13 protein-coding genes are annotated in these 14,356 nt (G+C 57.0%); 6 read left to right on the top strand and 7 right to left on the bottom strand.

Going from position 1 to position 14,356, the window contains the following annotated elements:
* The first annotated feature begins 47 nt into the window (after positions 1-47).
* Positions 48-833 (top strand): SDR family NAD(P)-dependent oxidoreductase, encoded by a 786-nt coding sequence (locus tag ACWJ62_RS08275; RefSeq protein ID WP_449285752.1) that lies wholly within the window; start codon positions 48-50, stop codon positions 831-833.
* 18 nt (positions 834-851) lie between these two features.
* Here ACWJ62_RS08275 and ACWJ62_RS08270 read toward each other — a convergent pair whose 3' ends face one another.
* Complete coding sequence (locus tag ACWJ62_RS08270; RefSeq protein WP_449285751.1) at positions 852-1,142, bottom strand: DUF6482 family protein; 291 nt, start codon at positions 1,140-1,142, stop codon at positions 852-854.
* A 77-nt stretch (positions 1,143-1,219) separates the two neighbouring features.
* Here ACWJ62_RS08270 and ACWJ62_RS08265 point away from each other — a divergent pair, with 77 nt between their 5' ends.
* Positions 1,220-1,651 carry a hypothetical protein gene (locus ACWJ62_RS08265; RefSeq protein ID WP_449285750.1) on the top strand — a complete coding sequence of 144 codons (432 nt, stop codon included), beginning with the start codon at positions 1,220-1,222 and terminating at the stop codon, positions 1,649-1,651.
* A gap of 83 nt (positions 1,652-1,734) precedes the next feature.
* On the top strand, positions 1,735-2,175 hold the full coding sequence (locus tag ACWJ62_RS08260; protein WP_449285749.1) for a DUF4864 domain-containing protein: 441 nt from the start codon (positions 1,735-1,737) through the stop codon (positions 2,173-2,175).
* Between the two features lie 31 nt (positions 2,176-2,206).
* Here the strand turns inward: ACWJ62_RS08260 and folM are convergent, their stop codons facing one another.
* Complete coding sequence (gene folM / locus ACWJ62_RS08255; protein ID WP_449285748.1) at positions 2,207-2,914, bottom strand: dihydromonapterin reductase; 708 nt, start codon at positions 2,912-2,914, stop codon at positions 2,207-2,209.
* A gap of 105 nt (positions 2,915-3,019) precedes the next feature.
* Between folM and ACWJ62_RS08250 the strand changes: the two genes are divergently transcribed.
* On the top strand, positions 3,020-4,729 hold the full coding sequence (locus ACWJ62_RS08250) for a VRR-NUC domain-containing protein (protein WP_449285747.1): 1,710 nt from the start codon (positions 3,020-3,022) through the stop codon (positions 4,727-4,729).
* On the top strand, positions 4,726-6,978 hold the full coding sequence (locus ACWJ62_RS08245; protein ID WP_449285746.1) for a helicase C-terminal domain-containing protein: 2,253 nt from the start codon (positions 4,726-4,728) through the stop codon (positions 6,976-6,978). Before ACWJ62_RS08250 ends, ACWJ62_RS08245 begins: the two co-directional genes overlap by 4 nt.
* 42 nt (positions 6,979-7,020) lie before the next feature.
* Here ACWJ62_RS08245 and ACWJ62_RS08240 read toward each other — a convergent pair whose 3' ends face one another.
* Positions 7,021-9,543, bottom strand: coding sequence for a chemotaxis protein CheB (locus ACWJ62_RS08240; RefSeq protein WP_449285745.1), 2,523 nt, complete (start codon positions 9,541-9,543; stop codon positions 7,021-7,023).
* Positions 9,543-10,145 carry a PAS domain-containing protein gene (locus ACWJ62_RS08235; protein WP_449285744.1) on the bottom strand — a complete coding sequence of 201 codons (603 nt, stop codon included), beginning with the start codon at positions 10,143-10,145 and terminating at the stop codon, positions 9,543-9,545. Before ACWJ62_RS08235 ends, ACWJ62_RS08240 begins: the two co-directional genes overlap by 1 nt.
* Positions 10,146-10,417: 272 nt before the next feature.
* On the opposite strand from ACWJ62_RS08235, the gene ACWJ62_RS08230 reads away from it, so the two are divergent.
* Positions 10,418-11,776, top strand: coding sequence for a diguanylate cyclase domain-containing protein (locus ACWJ62_RS08230; protein ID WP_449285743.1), 1,359 nt, complete (start codon positions 10,418-10,420; stop codon positions 11,774-11,776).
* Here ACWJ62_RS08230 and ACWJ62_RS08225 read toward each other — a convergent pair.
* From ACWJ62_RS08225 to ACWJ62_RS08215, 3 genes are all read right to left on the bottom strand, one after another.
* Entirely contained in the window at positions 11,773-12,495 is a 723-nt protein-coding gene (locus tag ACWJ62_RS08225) for a Crp/Fnr family transcriptional regulator (RefSeq protein ID WP_449285742.1), read from the bottom strand. The genes ACWJ62_RS08230 and ACWJ62_RS08225 overlap by 4 nt on opposite strands.
* Positions 12,496-12,602: 107 nt before the next feature.
* Complete coding sequence (locus tag ACWJ62_RS08220; RefSeq protein ID WP_449285741.1) at positions 12,603-12,974, bottom strand: VOC family protein; 372 nt, start codon at positions 12,972-12,974, stop codon at positions 12,603-12,605.
* Between the two features lie 60 nt (positions 12,975-13,034).
* Positions 13,035-14,330 carry a sensor domain-containing diguanylate cyclase gene (locus ACWJ62_RS08215; RefSeq protein WP_449285740.1) on the bottom strand — a complete coding sequence of 432 codons (1,296 nt, stop codon included), beginning with the start codon at positions 14,328-14,330 and terminating at the stop codon, positions 13,035-13,037.
* Positions 14,331-14,356 lie beyond the last annotated feature (26 nt).

Raw genomic sequence — 14,356 nt, 5'->3', positions numbered from 1 at the left:
GTCGCGACAAACGGTGTCGTGAATTATCTGCAAAAGGGAGAAGCACTATGTGGACACTGATCACTGGCGCGGGGTCAGGCATTGGGCGGGCTCTGGCCCTGGAACTTGCCGCTCGGGGCCATGACCTGATTCTTGCTGGCCGCACCGTGTCGAAGCTGGAGGAGGTCGCGACCAAGCTCCGCGTTGAGGCGCCCGGCTGTGAGGTGATGACCCTTGAAGTGGACCTTGCAGATCCCACAAGCACCCGCAATCTGGCGCAACAGGTGAGTGATGCCGTCGATCATCTCTCAGCGTTCGTGTATTGCGCTGGCGTTGGTGAGCCGGCTGCGGATTTTGCCAGCCTCGCGCTCATTGATTTTCAGGAAGCCCTGGCCGTGAACGTGTCCGCGCCCATGCTCCTCACCCAATCATTGCTGCCGCTCTTGCAGGGGAGTGATCCGGCGTCAAGAATCGTGATGATTGGTGCGGGTATGGACAAGCACGCGCAGCCCGGAACCGGCAGTTACGGGATCAGCAAAATGGCGCTGCGACGCTTGGTGCGGCAGATGGCGGTAGAGTTCGACGCCATGTCGGACGGGCCGGTTGTCAGTCTGTTTCAGCCTGGGCTGGTGGATACTCCGGGTATTCGAAGCCACATCGAGAAGGCCGGCATGTTGAATCTCCCCCATGCGGAGTGGCTGGTCAACCGACTGGCATCAGGGGATTGTCTAAGTGCCGAGCAGGCAGCCAGCGCTCTGGTGTTCACGCTGACCCAGGTTCCGGAGAGCGATTTTCACGGGGCGGTGTTCAACGGCGCCGACCTGGTGGATTCTCTGTCATTCGCTGGCAGCTAAGGGATCCTCAAGCGGGCCCTATAGGGGTACCCGCATGGTTTCAGAGCTGCTGTCTGGCATGCCGATCATTTCATCGGTTCCCGTCGGCGGAATCACCTCGGTGCGCTCAACCTCGTACTCGTGGAAATGTTCTCGCACAGCACAGGCCCCGGTGAACATGACCGGCTTGTCGTAGGCGTCAGTCAAAACATAGCCCTGATCATCCAGATAGAACCGCGCCATGTAATAACGCCCTTCCATCGAGACAATCTCCAACAGAGAAATCGTGTCGTGCTTGTGTTTTTTCAGTTCGCCGGTGTCCATGTGCATGGGAAGTCTCCCGCAGGTTTGTTGTCGTAAGGAAGGGTACGAAACGCTTTCCGTTACAGGTCATAAAACGAGCAACTATGAGCAGGATTGATTTGGTGAAAGCCGCCGTGGACGAGCAGTTGAATGACAGCTACGACCTGCTGGCCATGCGGATGCTGTTTCCTCCGAACCATGTGGAAGTGAAAATTGATCAGGAAATCAAAGACCTGTACGTGTATCCGGAAAGGCTTGATACCGGGTATCGCGACGAATGGCGAGCCATTGCCACCCGGGCCCTGTTCCGGAACGCCTTTGGCGATCACTGGAGGCCTGATGAAGAGAACCTGGATCGCTACCTGCATTTTCTGAGGGATGAGGCCATTCCCCGTTGTGTTCACGACAACATCGAACTGTTTCGTATGCTCGGCGAGGTACTGTCAATTGCGAGGTCTGACAACGCCATTGCCTTCCCGGATCCAAAGCGTCGGGCCCTGATGAAGATCATCTGGCCGGAGAAGGGTCGTCGGTGAGAGTAAGCTGGTTGGCGGAACTCGAATCCGGAGCCCTGATTCGGCCGTATTGTTTAAAAGGTGAACAATAGAGAGGTGCCATCATGGGTCACCAACACATCATTTTCGGAAAGTGGCTGATTCCTGTTCTTATGGCCTTTGTGGGCCTGGCGATTCTCGGGTCTCCACAGTCTGTGGCCAGCGACAAGGACGCAGACATCCGCGACACCATCCTGCGCCAGATCGAAGCCTTTGCGAACAACGACGAGGAGCAGGCCTGGGCCCACGCGTCCGAGGGCATCAAGCGTCGATTCGGCTCGTCACAGGTGTTTGTCGACATGGTTCGTGAAGCCTATCCGGCGGTGCACAACGCCACGGCCATCGAATTTACCCAGCGCGTGCCCCACGGCGCCTTTGAAATCCAGGTGGTGCGCTTGCAGGGGCCGGACGGCAAACGTTGGGACGCCTACTACCGGATGGTGCTCACGGAAGGTGCCTGGAAGGTAGCCGGCGTGAGGCTCCAACCGGCCGAGCTTGGGATTTAACGGGATCAGGCCAGGTGCTCAGGCAAGGTGCTCAGGCAAGGTGCCGCCCGCCATCCAGGGGCAGGGTCCTGCCCGTGATGTAGGGGTTGTCCAGTAGAAACTGCAGTGTGGCGACAGCGACCTCGGCCCCTGGCTCTATGCCCATAAGTGATTTCTTCAGGGTTTTCTCCCGGTAGGCTTGGCTATCCCCTTGATTGAACATGATCAGTGACGGCGCAACGGCATTGACCTTGACCTTGGGTGCCAGTAGACGGGCGAACGACAGGGTCAGGTTAGTCAGAGCTGCCTTGCTGGCGGCATAGGCAATGTGTTTGGCGCTTCCCTTCTCCACCACGTAGTCAGTCATGTGGATAATATCCGTGGTCGTATCGCCCTGCTCCAGCATCGATCGGCAGGCCAGGTTGATGAGGTATGGTGTGGTCACGTGAATCTGCATCATGGCGTTCATCACGTCTGCCGGGTCGGAATCTTCGCTCTCTGGTAACCAGTCCGAGGCATTATGAATAATGGCACGGAGCGTGTCCGTTTTGGATTTCAGGGCCTGGATGAAGTCATCAATGCCTTCATTCGTGGCAAAATCCGCGTGGAGACACACAGCCCCGGCCTTTTGCAGCGCGTCGATGGCCGGTCGATAGGTGCGGTAGGTGACAATAATCGGTTGGCCATGATCAAGGCAGGCTTTGGCAAAGGCCAGGCCGATTCTCTGGCCGGCGCCGGTGATCAGAATGGGTGCGGTCATGGTGTTCTCCTGTAATCAGTGTCTTACCTACGTTAATGTCATGGCGACGGCTCAACGTGGTAGCGTCACATTCCCGAACCATCCTGAAGGAATATCAACCTGGCCATGTCACCGGCAAAGCCACAGAGCAAACAACTGGCCACTGCGGATCTCGATAATCCGCTTTATTACCTTGAAAATATGGAAACCGTCCTTGGCTGGGTGCTGAGCCATCACGGTGACTTGCTGACAGCAGAAGAGCTGGATCGACTGGCCAGTTTCCATACCCTTTCAATGCCGGCCCGGGCCTTGCTGACGCGCATGGTGATGCGCACGGGCGATCTCTTTCGGTCGGACAAGCTCAAGTACCCGGAGCTTGGCGTACCAGAGCACCGGGCCCTGGCGGAACTGACTGACGCGGGCTGGCTGGACACTGACCCCTTGCTCACCCTGGACGAGCTGTTTCGGTTGTTCACTCTCGGAGAACTGCGTCCGGCCCTGGAGCCCCTTCTGAAAGCGGCCGGAGAGCCTGCCAACCTGCCCAAGGGCCGGATGCGCGACGCCCTGCTTCCGCGGTTCCCCGACCCTCTGACCGTCGCCGACTGGCTCGGTCAGCACGCCAGGCCGGTTATCAGGCTCAAAACCATGGCGCTGTTTGACCGGGTGCGCCTGATGTTTTTTGGCAACCTTCGTCAGAGCTGGTCTGATTTCGTGTTGGTGGAACTGGGTCACCAGCGCTACGAGCCGGTGACCTTCACCCCGGAATCCCGTGCGTTCCAGAACCGTTCGGAGGTGGACCTGTACATTGCCATGCACCAATGCCGGGAGTGGCTGGACGCGGGCATACCCGCTGTTGAGGTGTGGCCGGAAGTGCCGGGGCCTTCGGACAATGCCTGGTTGACCAGTCGGCGCGACCGGCTCTTGCTGGAATTGGGCCGGCAGGCGGAGCGCCAGGGGGAGCGGGAACTGGCGTTAGAGGCTTTCGCCAGCAGCGGCCATCGGGAAGCGCGGCTGAAACAGCTCCGGTTGCTGGAACGGATGAAGCGTCACCAGGAAGCCTGGGTCATTGCCTCCGATTGGCAGAACCAGGAACTGAGCGATGCCGAGGCCCAGGGCCTGGCACGAATTCTGAAAAGGCTTGCGGGCCGGCTTGGCCAGATACCGCCACCGCCTCCGGCGCAGCCGCCCATCCGGGAGATGACCCTGACCCTGCCGAAACCAGCGGTCGGGTCGGTCGAATACGCGGTTCGGGACCACCTGCACCGGGAAGAGGCGCCCGTGCTTTATGTGGAGAACACCCTTATCAACGGCCTGTTCGGCCTGCTCTGCTGGCAAACCATTTTTGCGCCGGTGCCGGGGGCCTTTTTCCATCCGTTCCATGTGGGCCCGGCGGATCTTACCCGGGAAGACTTCGTCAGCCGTCGGAAGGCATCGTTCGAGCAATGCTTTGCGCGGCTGGCGGATGGCAGCTACCGGCAGCGGATCCTGGAGAATTACCGGGCCAAACAGGGCACCACCAATCCGTTTGTGATCTGGCCGGTACTCGACGAAGAGCTGCTGAGCCTGGCGCTGGATTGTCTGCCATCGGAGAATCTGGAACGGCTGTTCCGTCGCCTGCTTTTGAATATTCGTGAGCATCGCAGCGGCTTCCCGGACCTGATCCGGTTTTTTCCCGATGCTGCTGACCCTGATAATCGCTATGAAATGATCGAAGTGAAGGGCCCGGGCGATCGCCTGCAGGACCACCAGATTCGTTGGCTCGAGTTTTTTGCGGTTGAAGGCATCCCCGCCAGTGTCTGTTACGTGCGCTGGCAGGACAGCGAGGCGATGGAATGACGGTGAAGGTTGCCGTCCGTACCCTGTGCGAATTTGCCGCCCGTAAGGGCGATCTGGACTTCCGCTATACCCCGGCACCCAGTGCCGAGGAAGGCATTGCTGGCCATCAGGCGATACAATCCCGGCGCGGTTATGGTTATAAAAGCGAGTATTTACTAACCGGTGAATGCCTGGGACTGTTGCTTTCCGGGCGCGCTGATATCTATAACCCGCACCGAGGCAGGCTGGAGGAAATCAAGACCCATCGGGGTGACCTGGCCCGAATCCGCGAGCATCAGCGGGCGCTTCACCGTGCCCAGCTGCGAGCCTACGGCGCGCTTTTGTGCCGGCAGGAAAATCGAAAAACCCTGGAGCTGGCGCTGATCTATTACGACACCGGCAAGGACAAGGAAACGCCGGTGGTGGAGACCGCCCGTGCCGAGGAGCTCTGGCTGGAGCTGGAAATCCTTTGTGATCAATACAAGGCCTGGGCCGAACAGGAAGAGCACCACCGAGAGCAGCGAAATGCCCTGCTCGCTGGCCTCAAGTTTCCTTTCCCCGAATTTCGACCCAGGCAGCGCCAGCTGGCGGAGACGGTGTACAAGAACACGATTAAGTCCGGCACCCTGCTGCTGGAAGCTCCCACTGGCCTGGGCAAGACCCTCGGCACTCTGTTTCCGGCGTTGATGGCGATGCCATCGGCCGGGCAGGACCGGCTGTTCTACCTCACCTGTCGCAATACTGCCCGTCAGCTGGCCATGGACGCGGTGGCCCGCCTGCGTTCGGCTCAAGCCGCGCCGCATTGGCCACTGCGAACCCTGGAGCTGGTGTCAAAAGACGACGCCTGCGAGCACCCGGACAAGGCCTGTCATGGCGATTCCTGCCCGCTGGCCAAAGGGTTTTTTGACCGGCTGCCGGATGCGCGGGCGGAAGCGGCCCAGACCCAAGGGACGCTGGATCAGCACAACCTGGCGAAGATCGCTGCCGGTCATAATATTTGCCCGTATTTTCTCGCCCAGGAAATGGCCCGCTGGAGCGATGTGGTGATCGGTGATGTGAATCGGCTGTTCGATCAATCCGCCCTGCTCCACGGTTTGATTCGCCAGAATAACTGGAAGGCCGGTTTACTGGTGGACGAAGCCCATAACCTGGTGGACCGTGGCCGGGGTATGTATTCGGTTCGGCTGGATCAGCAGCGGTTGCTGAGGATCAAAAAAACCGCGCCGAAGCCGCTGAAATCCGCCATCGACCGGACAGCCCGCGCCTGGCAGAGCCTGATCCGGGATCACCAGACTGATACAGAGAGCCCGGAGTTTCTGGAAACACTGCCGACGCAATTGCTTGGGGCCTTGCAGGCGATGGTTTCCAACCTGACGGATTACCTGGCCGACAATCCGCCGGATCTGGCCCTGCAGGAACTGCTGTTTGAAAGCGTTTCCTTCATGAAGCTGGCGGACTCCTTTGGTGATCATTCCCTGTGCGAATTTCAGCGCGCCGGTCGGGGGCGGGCCAGTCTGACCATCCAGAACCTGATCCCGGCGGATTTCCTGCGCGAGCGGTTTGAAGCCGCGCACTCGGTCCTGCTGTTCTCCGCTACCCTGAGTCCCGGTGTTTACTACCGGGACCTGCTGGGATTGCCCGAGGATTCCCGTTTTACCTCGTTGCCCAGCCCGTTCAGCGCGGACCAGCTGCAGGTGCACTTCACTCCTGACATCAGCACCCGCCAGGCCCACAGGGAGGCGTCGCTCGCGCCGATTGCCGAGCTGATTGCCCGGCAGTTCCGGGAAAGGCCCGGGCACTACCTGGCGTTTTTCAGCAGCTTCAAATATGCGAGGCAGGCCAGCAACGCGCTGGCGAAGCAGGCGCCGGATATACCCCAGCGCATCCAACAGCCGAGCATGTCGCCTCAGGAGCGAGCAGACTTTCTGGCAGGTTTCCGGAAACCGGAAGGCAGTGTGGCGTTTGCGGTGTTGGGTGGGGTGTTCAGTGAAGGCATTGATCTGCCGGGTGATCAGTTAATCGGCGCCTTTGTGGCCACCCTGGGCCTGCCGCCGTTTGATGCCTGGCATGAAATCCTGAAGGCTCGCCTGGAGCAACGATTTGGCGCCGGCTATGACTACACGTATTTGATTCCCGGTTTGCAGAAAGTGGCCCAGGCGGCCGGGCGGGTTATTCGTACTCCGGAAGACCGGGGCGTAATCTGGTTGATTGACGATCGATTTATGCGGCCGGCGATCAATCAGCTATTGCCGCGATGGTGGTTTGAGTAGAACAGGGTATGTAGTCGACAGTGGCGTAGGTTCGACGCTGCTTCAGGTTTCGGGGTGTTGGCGCAGGGACGATTCCAGGTTTTTGGTCTCGGTGATATCCACCAGCGTGATGACCACCCCGTCAATCATATTGTCCAGCCTGCGGTAGGGTATGATTCGGACCGAGAACCAGCGGTCATCCTCAGTGGTAATCTGTTTTTCGCAAACCGCCAGGGTATTGAGGGTTTCCCGGGCGTCCTGCTGTAGCTCGGAATAACGGAGGCTGCTGGTCAGGTCGCTGAGCGGCCGTCCGATGTCGTTTTCGCGCAAACTGATAATGGTTGCTGCCCGTTCAGTATAACGCCGCACATTCAGGTCCTGATCGAGGAAAAGAACCGCAATTTCAATACTGTTGAGCACATTTTGCATGTCACTCTGTGCAAGAGCCAGGTCATCCAGCTTGGTTTGCAACTCCGTATTGATAGTTTGCAATTCCTCGTTCATCGACTGCATTTCTTCTTTTGATGTTGTCAGCTCCTCATTGGCAGACTGCAACTCTTCGTTGGTGGACTGAAGTTCTTCGTTGGATGCCTGCAGTTCTTCCCGTGTCATTTTTGCCTGCTGGCGCAGGCTTTCGATTTCCTGTTGATACTGTTGGATTTCTTCAGAGTGCTCCGCCTTCTTGTCTGAAGCGGTTGTGTGCCGCTTTGGGGGTGATGGCGCATCGCGGAAAACTACGAGGGTCATACCTTTCAGGGCATCGGGTGTATGCAGGGCCTGAACCGTCAGATTCACGGGCTGTGTGCCAGAGCCTGTTTGCACCAAGACTCCCGTCAGCTCAACCGGCTCATCCTGAGCTGATGCTTGTTTCAAGGCGCTATAGAGGGGTTCGCGTAGACCGTCCCTGGCCATGGCGTGGATGTTCCAGTCGGCTTTGCCTGCAGCGGGTTCAAGATACTTACCCGTCCGTCCACTGATGTATACGATGTCAGCATCGCCGTTGAGCACCACAGCAGCCGGCGCATAGACTTGCAGCAAAATATTGTCTGCGGCCGACTGCAGAGAGTGGGTCGTCTCCTGCGTGGAAACCTTGGTGGGCGACACGGACTGCTCCTTGGGCAATGTGGACATTGGTGGAAACGATTTTAGCAGGAACTCGGAGTGCCGGGTGGATTCGAAAGGTTTGCGTCGGTAAAGGCGCATTTTAGGCTTAATCGGTGCAAACAGATGATTCAGGCGACCGATCGTTTCCGAACTTCCGAGCATCAATAAACCGTTGGGGCGAAGGCTGTAATGCAACAGGGGCAATATCCGCCTTTGTAGCGTCAGGTCAAAGTAAATGAGCAGGTTGCGGCAGGCAATCATGTCGAGTTTAGTGAAGGGCGGATCCAGAATGATGTCGTGCTGGGCAAACAGGACTTTGTCCCGTATTGATGGGCTTATCTGGTAATAGCCATCGTGTTTGGTAAAAAAGCGTGCCAGCCTTGCTTGGGAGACGGTGTTTTCAATAGTGAGGGAATACTGGCCTCTCCTGGCAACAGTGATGGCTTCTGGATTTATGTCAGAGGCGAAAATCTTAAGGTCCAGGTCTCGTTTAGGCTCCATTTTTTCCATGGCTTCGCTGAATGCAATCGCCAGCGAATAGACTTCTTCTCCCGTTGAACAACCGACCACCCAGGCCCGCAGGGTATGTTCCGCTGGTAGATTTGCGATCAGCTCCGGCAGGCCCGTTTCGACCAGGTAATCCCAGCTTTCAGGATCACGGAAAAACTTGGTAACCCCGATCAGAAGTTCCCGGAATAAAAGCTGAGCTTCCTGATCGTTCTCGGCGACAAAACGGGTGTACTGGGCAAGATCCGAGATCCCGTGGATAACCATACGCCGCTCTATGCGGCGGTTTAGCGTGGTGGGCTTATAAAGGGAAAAGTCGTGTCGGGTGTGTTGCTGGAGCAAGTTCAGAAGTGGAGCCAGCTGGCTACCCGGCATGACTTCGCGCCTGGTGGGGTGACGGTGTTCACCCGACTCTGGGACGCGCCGGATATACTCCAGAATACGAGCTGGCAATTCGTCTGCTGGTGCCACAATATCGGCACACCCTTTTTCGATTGCGCTTTTTGGCATGGCATCGAACTGGGCTGACTCTGGACTCTCTGCCAGAGTCAGCCCACCGGTGGCCTTGACAGTCTGCAGGCCCAGAGTGCCGTCGGACCCCATGCCGGAGAGTACAACGGCAATGGCCCGCTCGTTTTGCGCACTGGCCAGCGATGAAAACAGCACATTGATCGGGAGACGCAGCCCCCGGGCTTCTGCTGGTTCCTTCAATTTCAAGGTTCCATTGGTAACCCGCAGCTCCCGGTTTGGCGGGATAACGTAAATTGAATCGGCACGGACTGGCATGTCCTGCTTTGCCTCGAAAACGGGCATTTCAGAGTAGCGTTGGAGAAGTTCCGGCAACAGGGCCTTCTGAGTCGGGTCGAGGTGCTGTACCACGAGGAATGCCATGCCGGTATCGCAAGGGGTATTGCGGAAAAAGTTTTCTAACGATGCCAGACCACCAGCCGAGGCTCCGATACCAACAATGTGCATCAGAGCTTTGCGGAAAGCGTCGTTGCTTCGGTCAATATCATGAGAATGCTGTTCCCTGCAGCTGTGGACTTTGCGCTGATTTTTACCCGTTTACGGTCCGCCAGTTCAAACGATGCATGCGTATTTTTCTCTATCTGGCAATTCCTGAGTAGTGTGTCGACCGCGACGTTTTCACCCGGCGATAGAAATGCGCCCAGAGGCCTGCCAGAAAGTTCCGGGGCATTTTGGCCCAGAAGCACGCCTGCAGCATGGTTGCCTTCAATGATCTCACCGTCGTTGGCAACAATCAGATAGGCGACCGGCGCATACTCATAAAGCGCTTTGTAGTGAGCCAGTTCCTCGTTGATTTCGTGTTCGTTGGCCCGAAGCTGCTCATAAAGAAGATCAAGTTCGACCTGATAGGTCTGAAGCTCATGGAGCAGTTTGAGGGCGTCGGCTGCAGATTCCGGTGTGCTGGCGCGCTCATAAAGCAGCTTCAGAGCATCGACGCCAAGATTGCCGCCCCGGCTGGACGGTGCAACTCCGTGGTCGATCAGATCTTTGGCACTGCGCCGCAGCTTGTCATAGCTCTCGGCATCCGGGTATCCGTCCTGGTTTTTCATAGGCCCTCCGATATGCGCCTCCCGAGATCTGACTCTGAGCTACCTCGTTTGAGTTTACTCCGATGTCGGGGATCAGGACAGCGCGGAGGGCTGCTTCGGTACCGGAGAGCCTTCTATGTGCGTTAGCGAACGGAAGCTTCCGAAGGGCCGGTTTAGGGTGAATTATAGGTAATGTTGAAAGAGCACCTGCGCGCGATATCGCGGCGGCACTTCAACCGGTCGCCAGCAGAATCGCCGGATTGAGGTTGCGATCGAAACCGGAGATGGACAGCATGCTGAGATATCGAGATTTTTTCCCCCTGGCGGCGGACCATCGTTCAAGCACGGGCCCGGGCAAAGGTATTCCGTTCAGTGATGCCTTGCCATTGGGCATATTGATTACGGATCGAAATGGCAAATGCCTGTACAGCAATACCGCGTATCAAAAACTCTGTGGCTGGAGCGCCGAGGAGCTGATCGGATCGCATTGGAGCTCTGTTATTCACCCACAGGATCATGAAAAGACACTTCAGCACTGGGAAAAGGCGGTTCTCGGCCATCGACCTTTCCTCTGTGAAGCCCGATTGAAGTGCGCTAACGGCCACGTTATCTGGACCCGTCGCAACGCTGCCCTGCTGACAGATGGCGTGCCGGGGCACGGATACGTGCATACGGTCGAGGATATCAGTACCTATAAAGCCCATGAGAAAGCCCGGAAGAAAGCCGAGGAGCAGCTGTTCGATGAGAAAGAGCGGGCGCAGGTGACTCTCGACTCGATTGGTGACGCTGTATTGAGTACGGATATCGACGGTCGTGTGTCTTACATGAATATGGTGGCGGAAACGCTGACCGGTTTCAGTCGACAGGAAGCCATTGGTCGCCCCCTGCGTGAGATTTTTCACGTAGTGGACGCAAAGACGCACAAAACCACGCCCGATCCTGCAAGGCGGGCAATCCTGTCGGACAGTATTGTTGCTCTGGAGGCAAACGCTCTGCTGGTAGCCAGGAATGGTGTGGAGTTGGCGATTGAAGACTCGGCAGCGCCCATCCACAACCGCCATGGAGAGGTGGTTGGCGCCGTGATTGTATTTCATGACGCCCGCTTTTCCCGGGCAACCACTGCCCGAATGGAGCACCTTGCACAACATGATGAACTGACGGGGCTGCACAATCGCAGGGCGTTTTATGAGCGCTTTGATCAATCGCTGTCACTGGCCCTGCGACACGGTGCCCAGATGGCGGTCTTGTTCATTGATCTGGATAATTTCAAGAGTATCAATGACGCTCTAGGTCACGACAGTGGTGACATAATTCTGACGGCCATGGCTGAAAAACTGAAAAGTTGCGTGAGGGCAGCGGATACCGTGTGTCGGTATGGCGGGGATGAGTTTGTGGTGCTGTTGGCCGAAATCGCCCAGCCGGATCATGCTGCTGCCGTTGCCGATAAAATACGTGAAGCCGCAGGCGTTCCAGTCGTAATCGGCGGTCATGAAGTGTCACTTCAGCTCAGTATCGGTGTGAGTGTTTATCCTGATAACGGAGAGACCGCTGATTCTCTTCTGAAAACCGCCGACAGTGCCATGTACCGGGTGAAGACGCTCAATCGGCGCCCGATGGATGGAAGCCCGAAGATCGTGCCGCTCCTGCTCTAGACTGGCGGACCGCTGGCGGCAAGGCGGTCTGTCTCCCGCTTGACCACTCTGTAACATTCACAGGAGTGTGCTTCGAGTTGTGGTCTGTCCAGGACGGTAATGTGTCCTCGTTGGTACTCGATAATACCCAGTTTCTGAAGTTTGCCAGCGGCTTCGGTAACTCCCTCACGACGGACTCCCAGCATGTTGGCAATGAGTTCCTGGGTCATGTTCAGCCGACTGCAGGGCAACCGGTCAAGTGACAACAGAAGCCAGCGGCAGAGTTGTTGGTCAATCGTATGGTGGCGATTACACACCGCCGTTTGGGACATCTGGGTGATCAGCGCCTGAGTATAGCGCAGGGTCAACACCCTGACTTCGGAGCTGTTGTTGAACTCAGTCTTGAGTTCAGCGGCGGGCATTCGGTAGGCGAAGCCCTCGCTTTGAACAATCGTTCGGTTGGGGGTGCTTTCGCCACCCATGAACACGGCGATACCGGCCATACCCTCATTTCCCACCACCGAGATTTCGGCGGAAGAGCCGTCGATCATGACATTCAACAAGGAAATGATGCAGTTGGTCGGAAAATAGACGAACTCAATGGGCTGACCCGATTCGTAAATCACGTCTCCCAGCTTCAGCTCAACCAGTTTGAGTCGCGGGAATATCCTGGTTTTTGCAGGTTCAGACAGGGCTGCCAGAAGTTGGTTTTGTTCCGGTTTGGTTGATGCCTCAGACATAATCACCTCCTCTGTGACGCCAGGGTCGGAGACGCTATCACTCTAGCCCAGCGGACCAGTGCAGCCCCAGAGCTTGTAAAACGGCCCCTTTCAAGGGCCGTTTGCGATTAACCGAAAACAAAAAACGCCAGCTTGTTGCCGTCCGGGTCCTTCACGTAAGCACCGTAGAACTGGTCCGGAATTCGCTGACCGGGCTCGCCGTCGCAGGTGGCACCGAGATCAATGGCCTTCTTGTACATGGCATTCACGCTCTCTTTCGAACCGGCAGGCAGAGCGACCATGTTACCGTTGCCGGGATGGTTGGGCTCTTCATTGAAGGGAACGCAAACTGCCAGCATAGGGGCGCCCATGCTCTTGCCAATGAATGCGATGCGGCCCATATCCAGAAGTACCTTGGCCCCCTGGTCGCTCAACAAGTCCGCATAGAATGTTTTTGCTCTTTCCATATCACTGACGCCAAGGGTGACGTATCCGATCATGTTTATTCTCCGTTGCTGATTGTCGTGGGCGTAATGAATACGTTGAATGTTGCCCCGGGATCATTCTCCGTTGCCATCGGCCACGACCCGGTTCCGCCCCGCTCTCTTGGCGGTATACATTGACTGGTCGCAGGCCGAGAGTAAATCCCGCACAGATGTGGTCTGGGACTCTGAGCCGGATCCGGACCAGTTAACCACACCCGCACTGAAGGTAATGCCAAACGTTTCGCCTTCGTCACTGACAAAGCTTTCTGTCTGCAGGGCAATGCGCAGGGATTCCGCCACCTGCCCGGCTTCGGACAGCCCGGTGTTGGGCATGAAGATAATGAACTCTTCGCCCCCTGTACGCGCCACGATATCGGATTTTCGGGTCCTGGATTCGATAATATCGGCGAACCGTTGCAGCACCGCGTCGCCAGTGGGGTGCCCGTAGGAGTCATTGATGGTTTTGAAGAAATCGATGTCCAGAGAGATTAGCGAGAAGGTATCCCCGTACCGCTCACCCTGCGCCACGGATTCGTCCAATTTCCGTAACATATAACGCCGGTTGTACAATCCGGTCAGCTCATCGGTAATCGAGAGTTGCTCCAGCTCGAGCTCCAGGTTCTTCTCGGTGTCGATATTAATGGTCATTCCATGCCAGCTGATTCTGCCATCCGGGTCTTTCTCGGGCTGCGACACACCTTTAAGCCAGTATGTGCCGCGACTGGTCTGAACGCGGTATTCGCAGACCCACTCGTCCAGGGTCTCGGCAGAAACGGCGATGCTCTCATGCACCCTCGGGAGATCATGCGGATGGATCAGGTTAAAGATTTTGTCGGGGTCATCCAGACATTCTTCGTTGGTCAGCCCATAAAAATCCCAGGTCTTTTCGCTCAGATAGGAAAAGTAGTAGCGACCGCCTGGTTCAAGTACAAAGGTATAGATGATGCCTGGCAGGGATTTGGCGAGCTGCTCCATCTGGTGCTGGCTTAGTTTCTCCCGAGTGACATCCAGATGGGTTCCCATTAACCAGCGGGTATCCAGTCCCCGTTTATCACTAAGCAGCATGCCGCGGGTGTGGATGTAGCGCCAGCCACCATCTTTGTGAAGCATCCTCACCACGCACTCAAACTGGGGGGCTTCACCGCTCAGGTAAGCGTTCAGCGCGTCGTTTGCCGACTCTATATCGGTTGGGTGACTGAGTTTTTCCCAGGTTTCGAACGACAACGGCGCAAGTTCTTCCAGGGTGTAACCCAGCATGGTGGCCCAGCGTTCATTAAAAATGATTTCGCCGGTGTCCAGGTTGTATTCCCAGGTGCCTGCCCCGGTGCCGTCAAGAATGGCATTGAGCCTGGTTTCTGCAGTCAGGTGCATGTGATCCCTCACACAAAGGCCGCTTG

The sequence above is a fragment of the Marinobacter sp. PE14 genome (assembly GCF_053566155.1).
Note: the sequence above shows the minus strand (reverse complement) of the source record. Positions and strands in the feature narration are given on the sequence as shown.

What these genes read in the sequence shown, in the direction of transcription:
- ACWJ62_RS08275 (WP_449285752.1), top strand. Translation starts at nt 48, where the DNA reads ATGTGGACACTGATCACTGGCGCGGGGTCAGGCATTGGGCGGGCTCTG.
- ACWJ62_RS08270 (WP_449285751.1), bottom strand. Translation starts at nt 1,142, where the DNA reads ATGCACATGGACACCGGCGAACTGAAAAAACACAAGCACGACACGATT.
- ACWJ62_RS08265 (WP_449285750.1), top strand. Translation starts at nt 1,220, where the DNA reads ATGAGCAGGATTGATTTGGTGAAAGCCGCCGTGGACGAGCAGTTGAAT.
- ACWJ62_RS08260 (WP_449285749.1), top strand. Translation starts at nt 1,735, where the DNA reads ATGGGTCACCAACACATCATTTTCGGAAAGTGGCTGATTCCTGTTCTT.
- folM (WP_449285748.1), bottom strand. Translation starts at nt 2,914, where the DNA reads ATGACCGCACCCATTCTGATCACCGGCGCCGGCCAGAGAATCGGCCTG.
- ACWJ62_RS08250 (WP_449285747.1), top strand. Translation starts at nt 3,020, where the DNA reads ATGTCACCGGCAAAGCCACAGAGCAAACAACTGGCCACTGCGGATCTC.
- ACWJ62_RS08245 (WP_449285746.1), top strand. Translation starts at nt 4,726, where the DNA reads ATGACGGTGAAGGTTGCCGTCCGTACCCTGTGCGAATTTGCCGCCCGT.
- ACWJ62_RS08240 (WP_449285745.1), bottom strand. Translation starts at nt 9,543, where the DNA reads ATGCACATTGTTGGTATCGGAGCCTCGGCTGGTGGTCTGGCATCGTTA.
- ACWJ62_RS08235 (WP_449285744.1), bottom strand. Translation starts at nt 10,145, where the DNA reads ATGAAAAACCAGGACGGATACCCGGATGCCGAGAGCTATGACAAGCTG.
- ACWJ62_RS08230 (WP_449285743.1), top strand. Translation starts at nt 10,418, where the DNA reads ATGCTGAGATATCGAGATTTTTTCCCCCTGGCGGCGGACCATCGTTCA.
- ACWJ62_RS08225 (WP_449285742.1), bottom strand. Translation starts at nt 12,495, where the DNA reads ATGTCTGAGGCATCAACCAAACCGGAACAAAACCAACTTCTGGCAGCC.
- ACWJ62_RS08220 (WP_449285741.1), bottom strand. Translation starts at nt 12,974, where the DNA reads ATGATCGGATACGTCACCCTTGGCGTCAGTGATATGGAAAGAGCAAAA.
- ACWJ62_RS08215 (WP_449285740.1), bottom strand. Translation starts at nt 14,330, where the DNA reads ATGCACCTGACTGCAGAAACCAGGCTCAATGCCATTCTTGACGGCACC.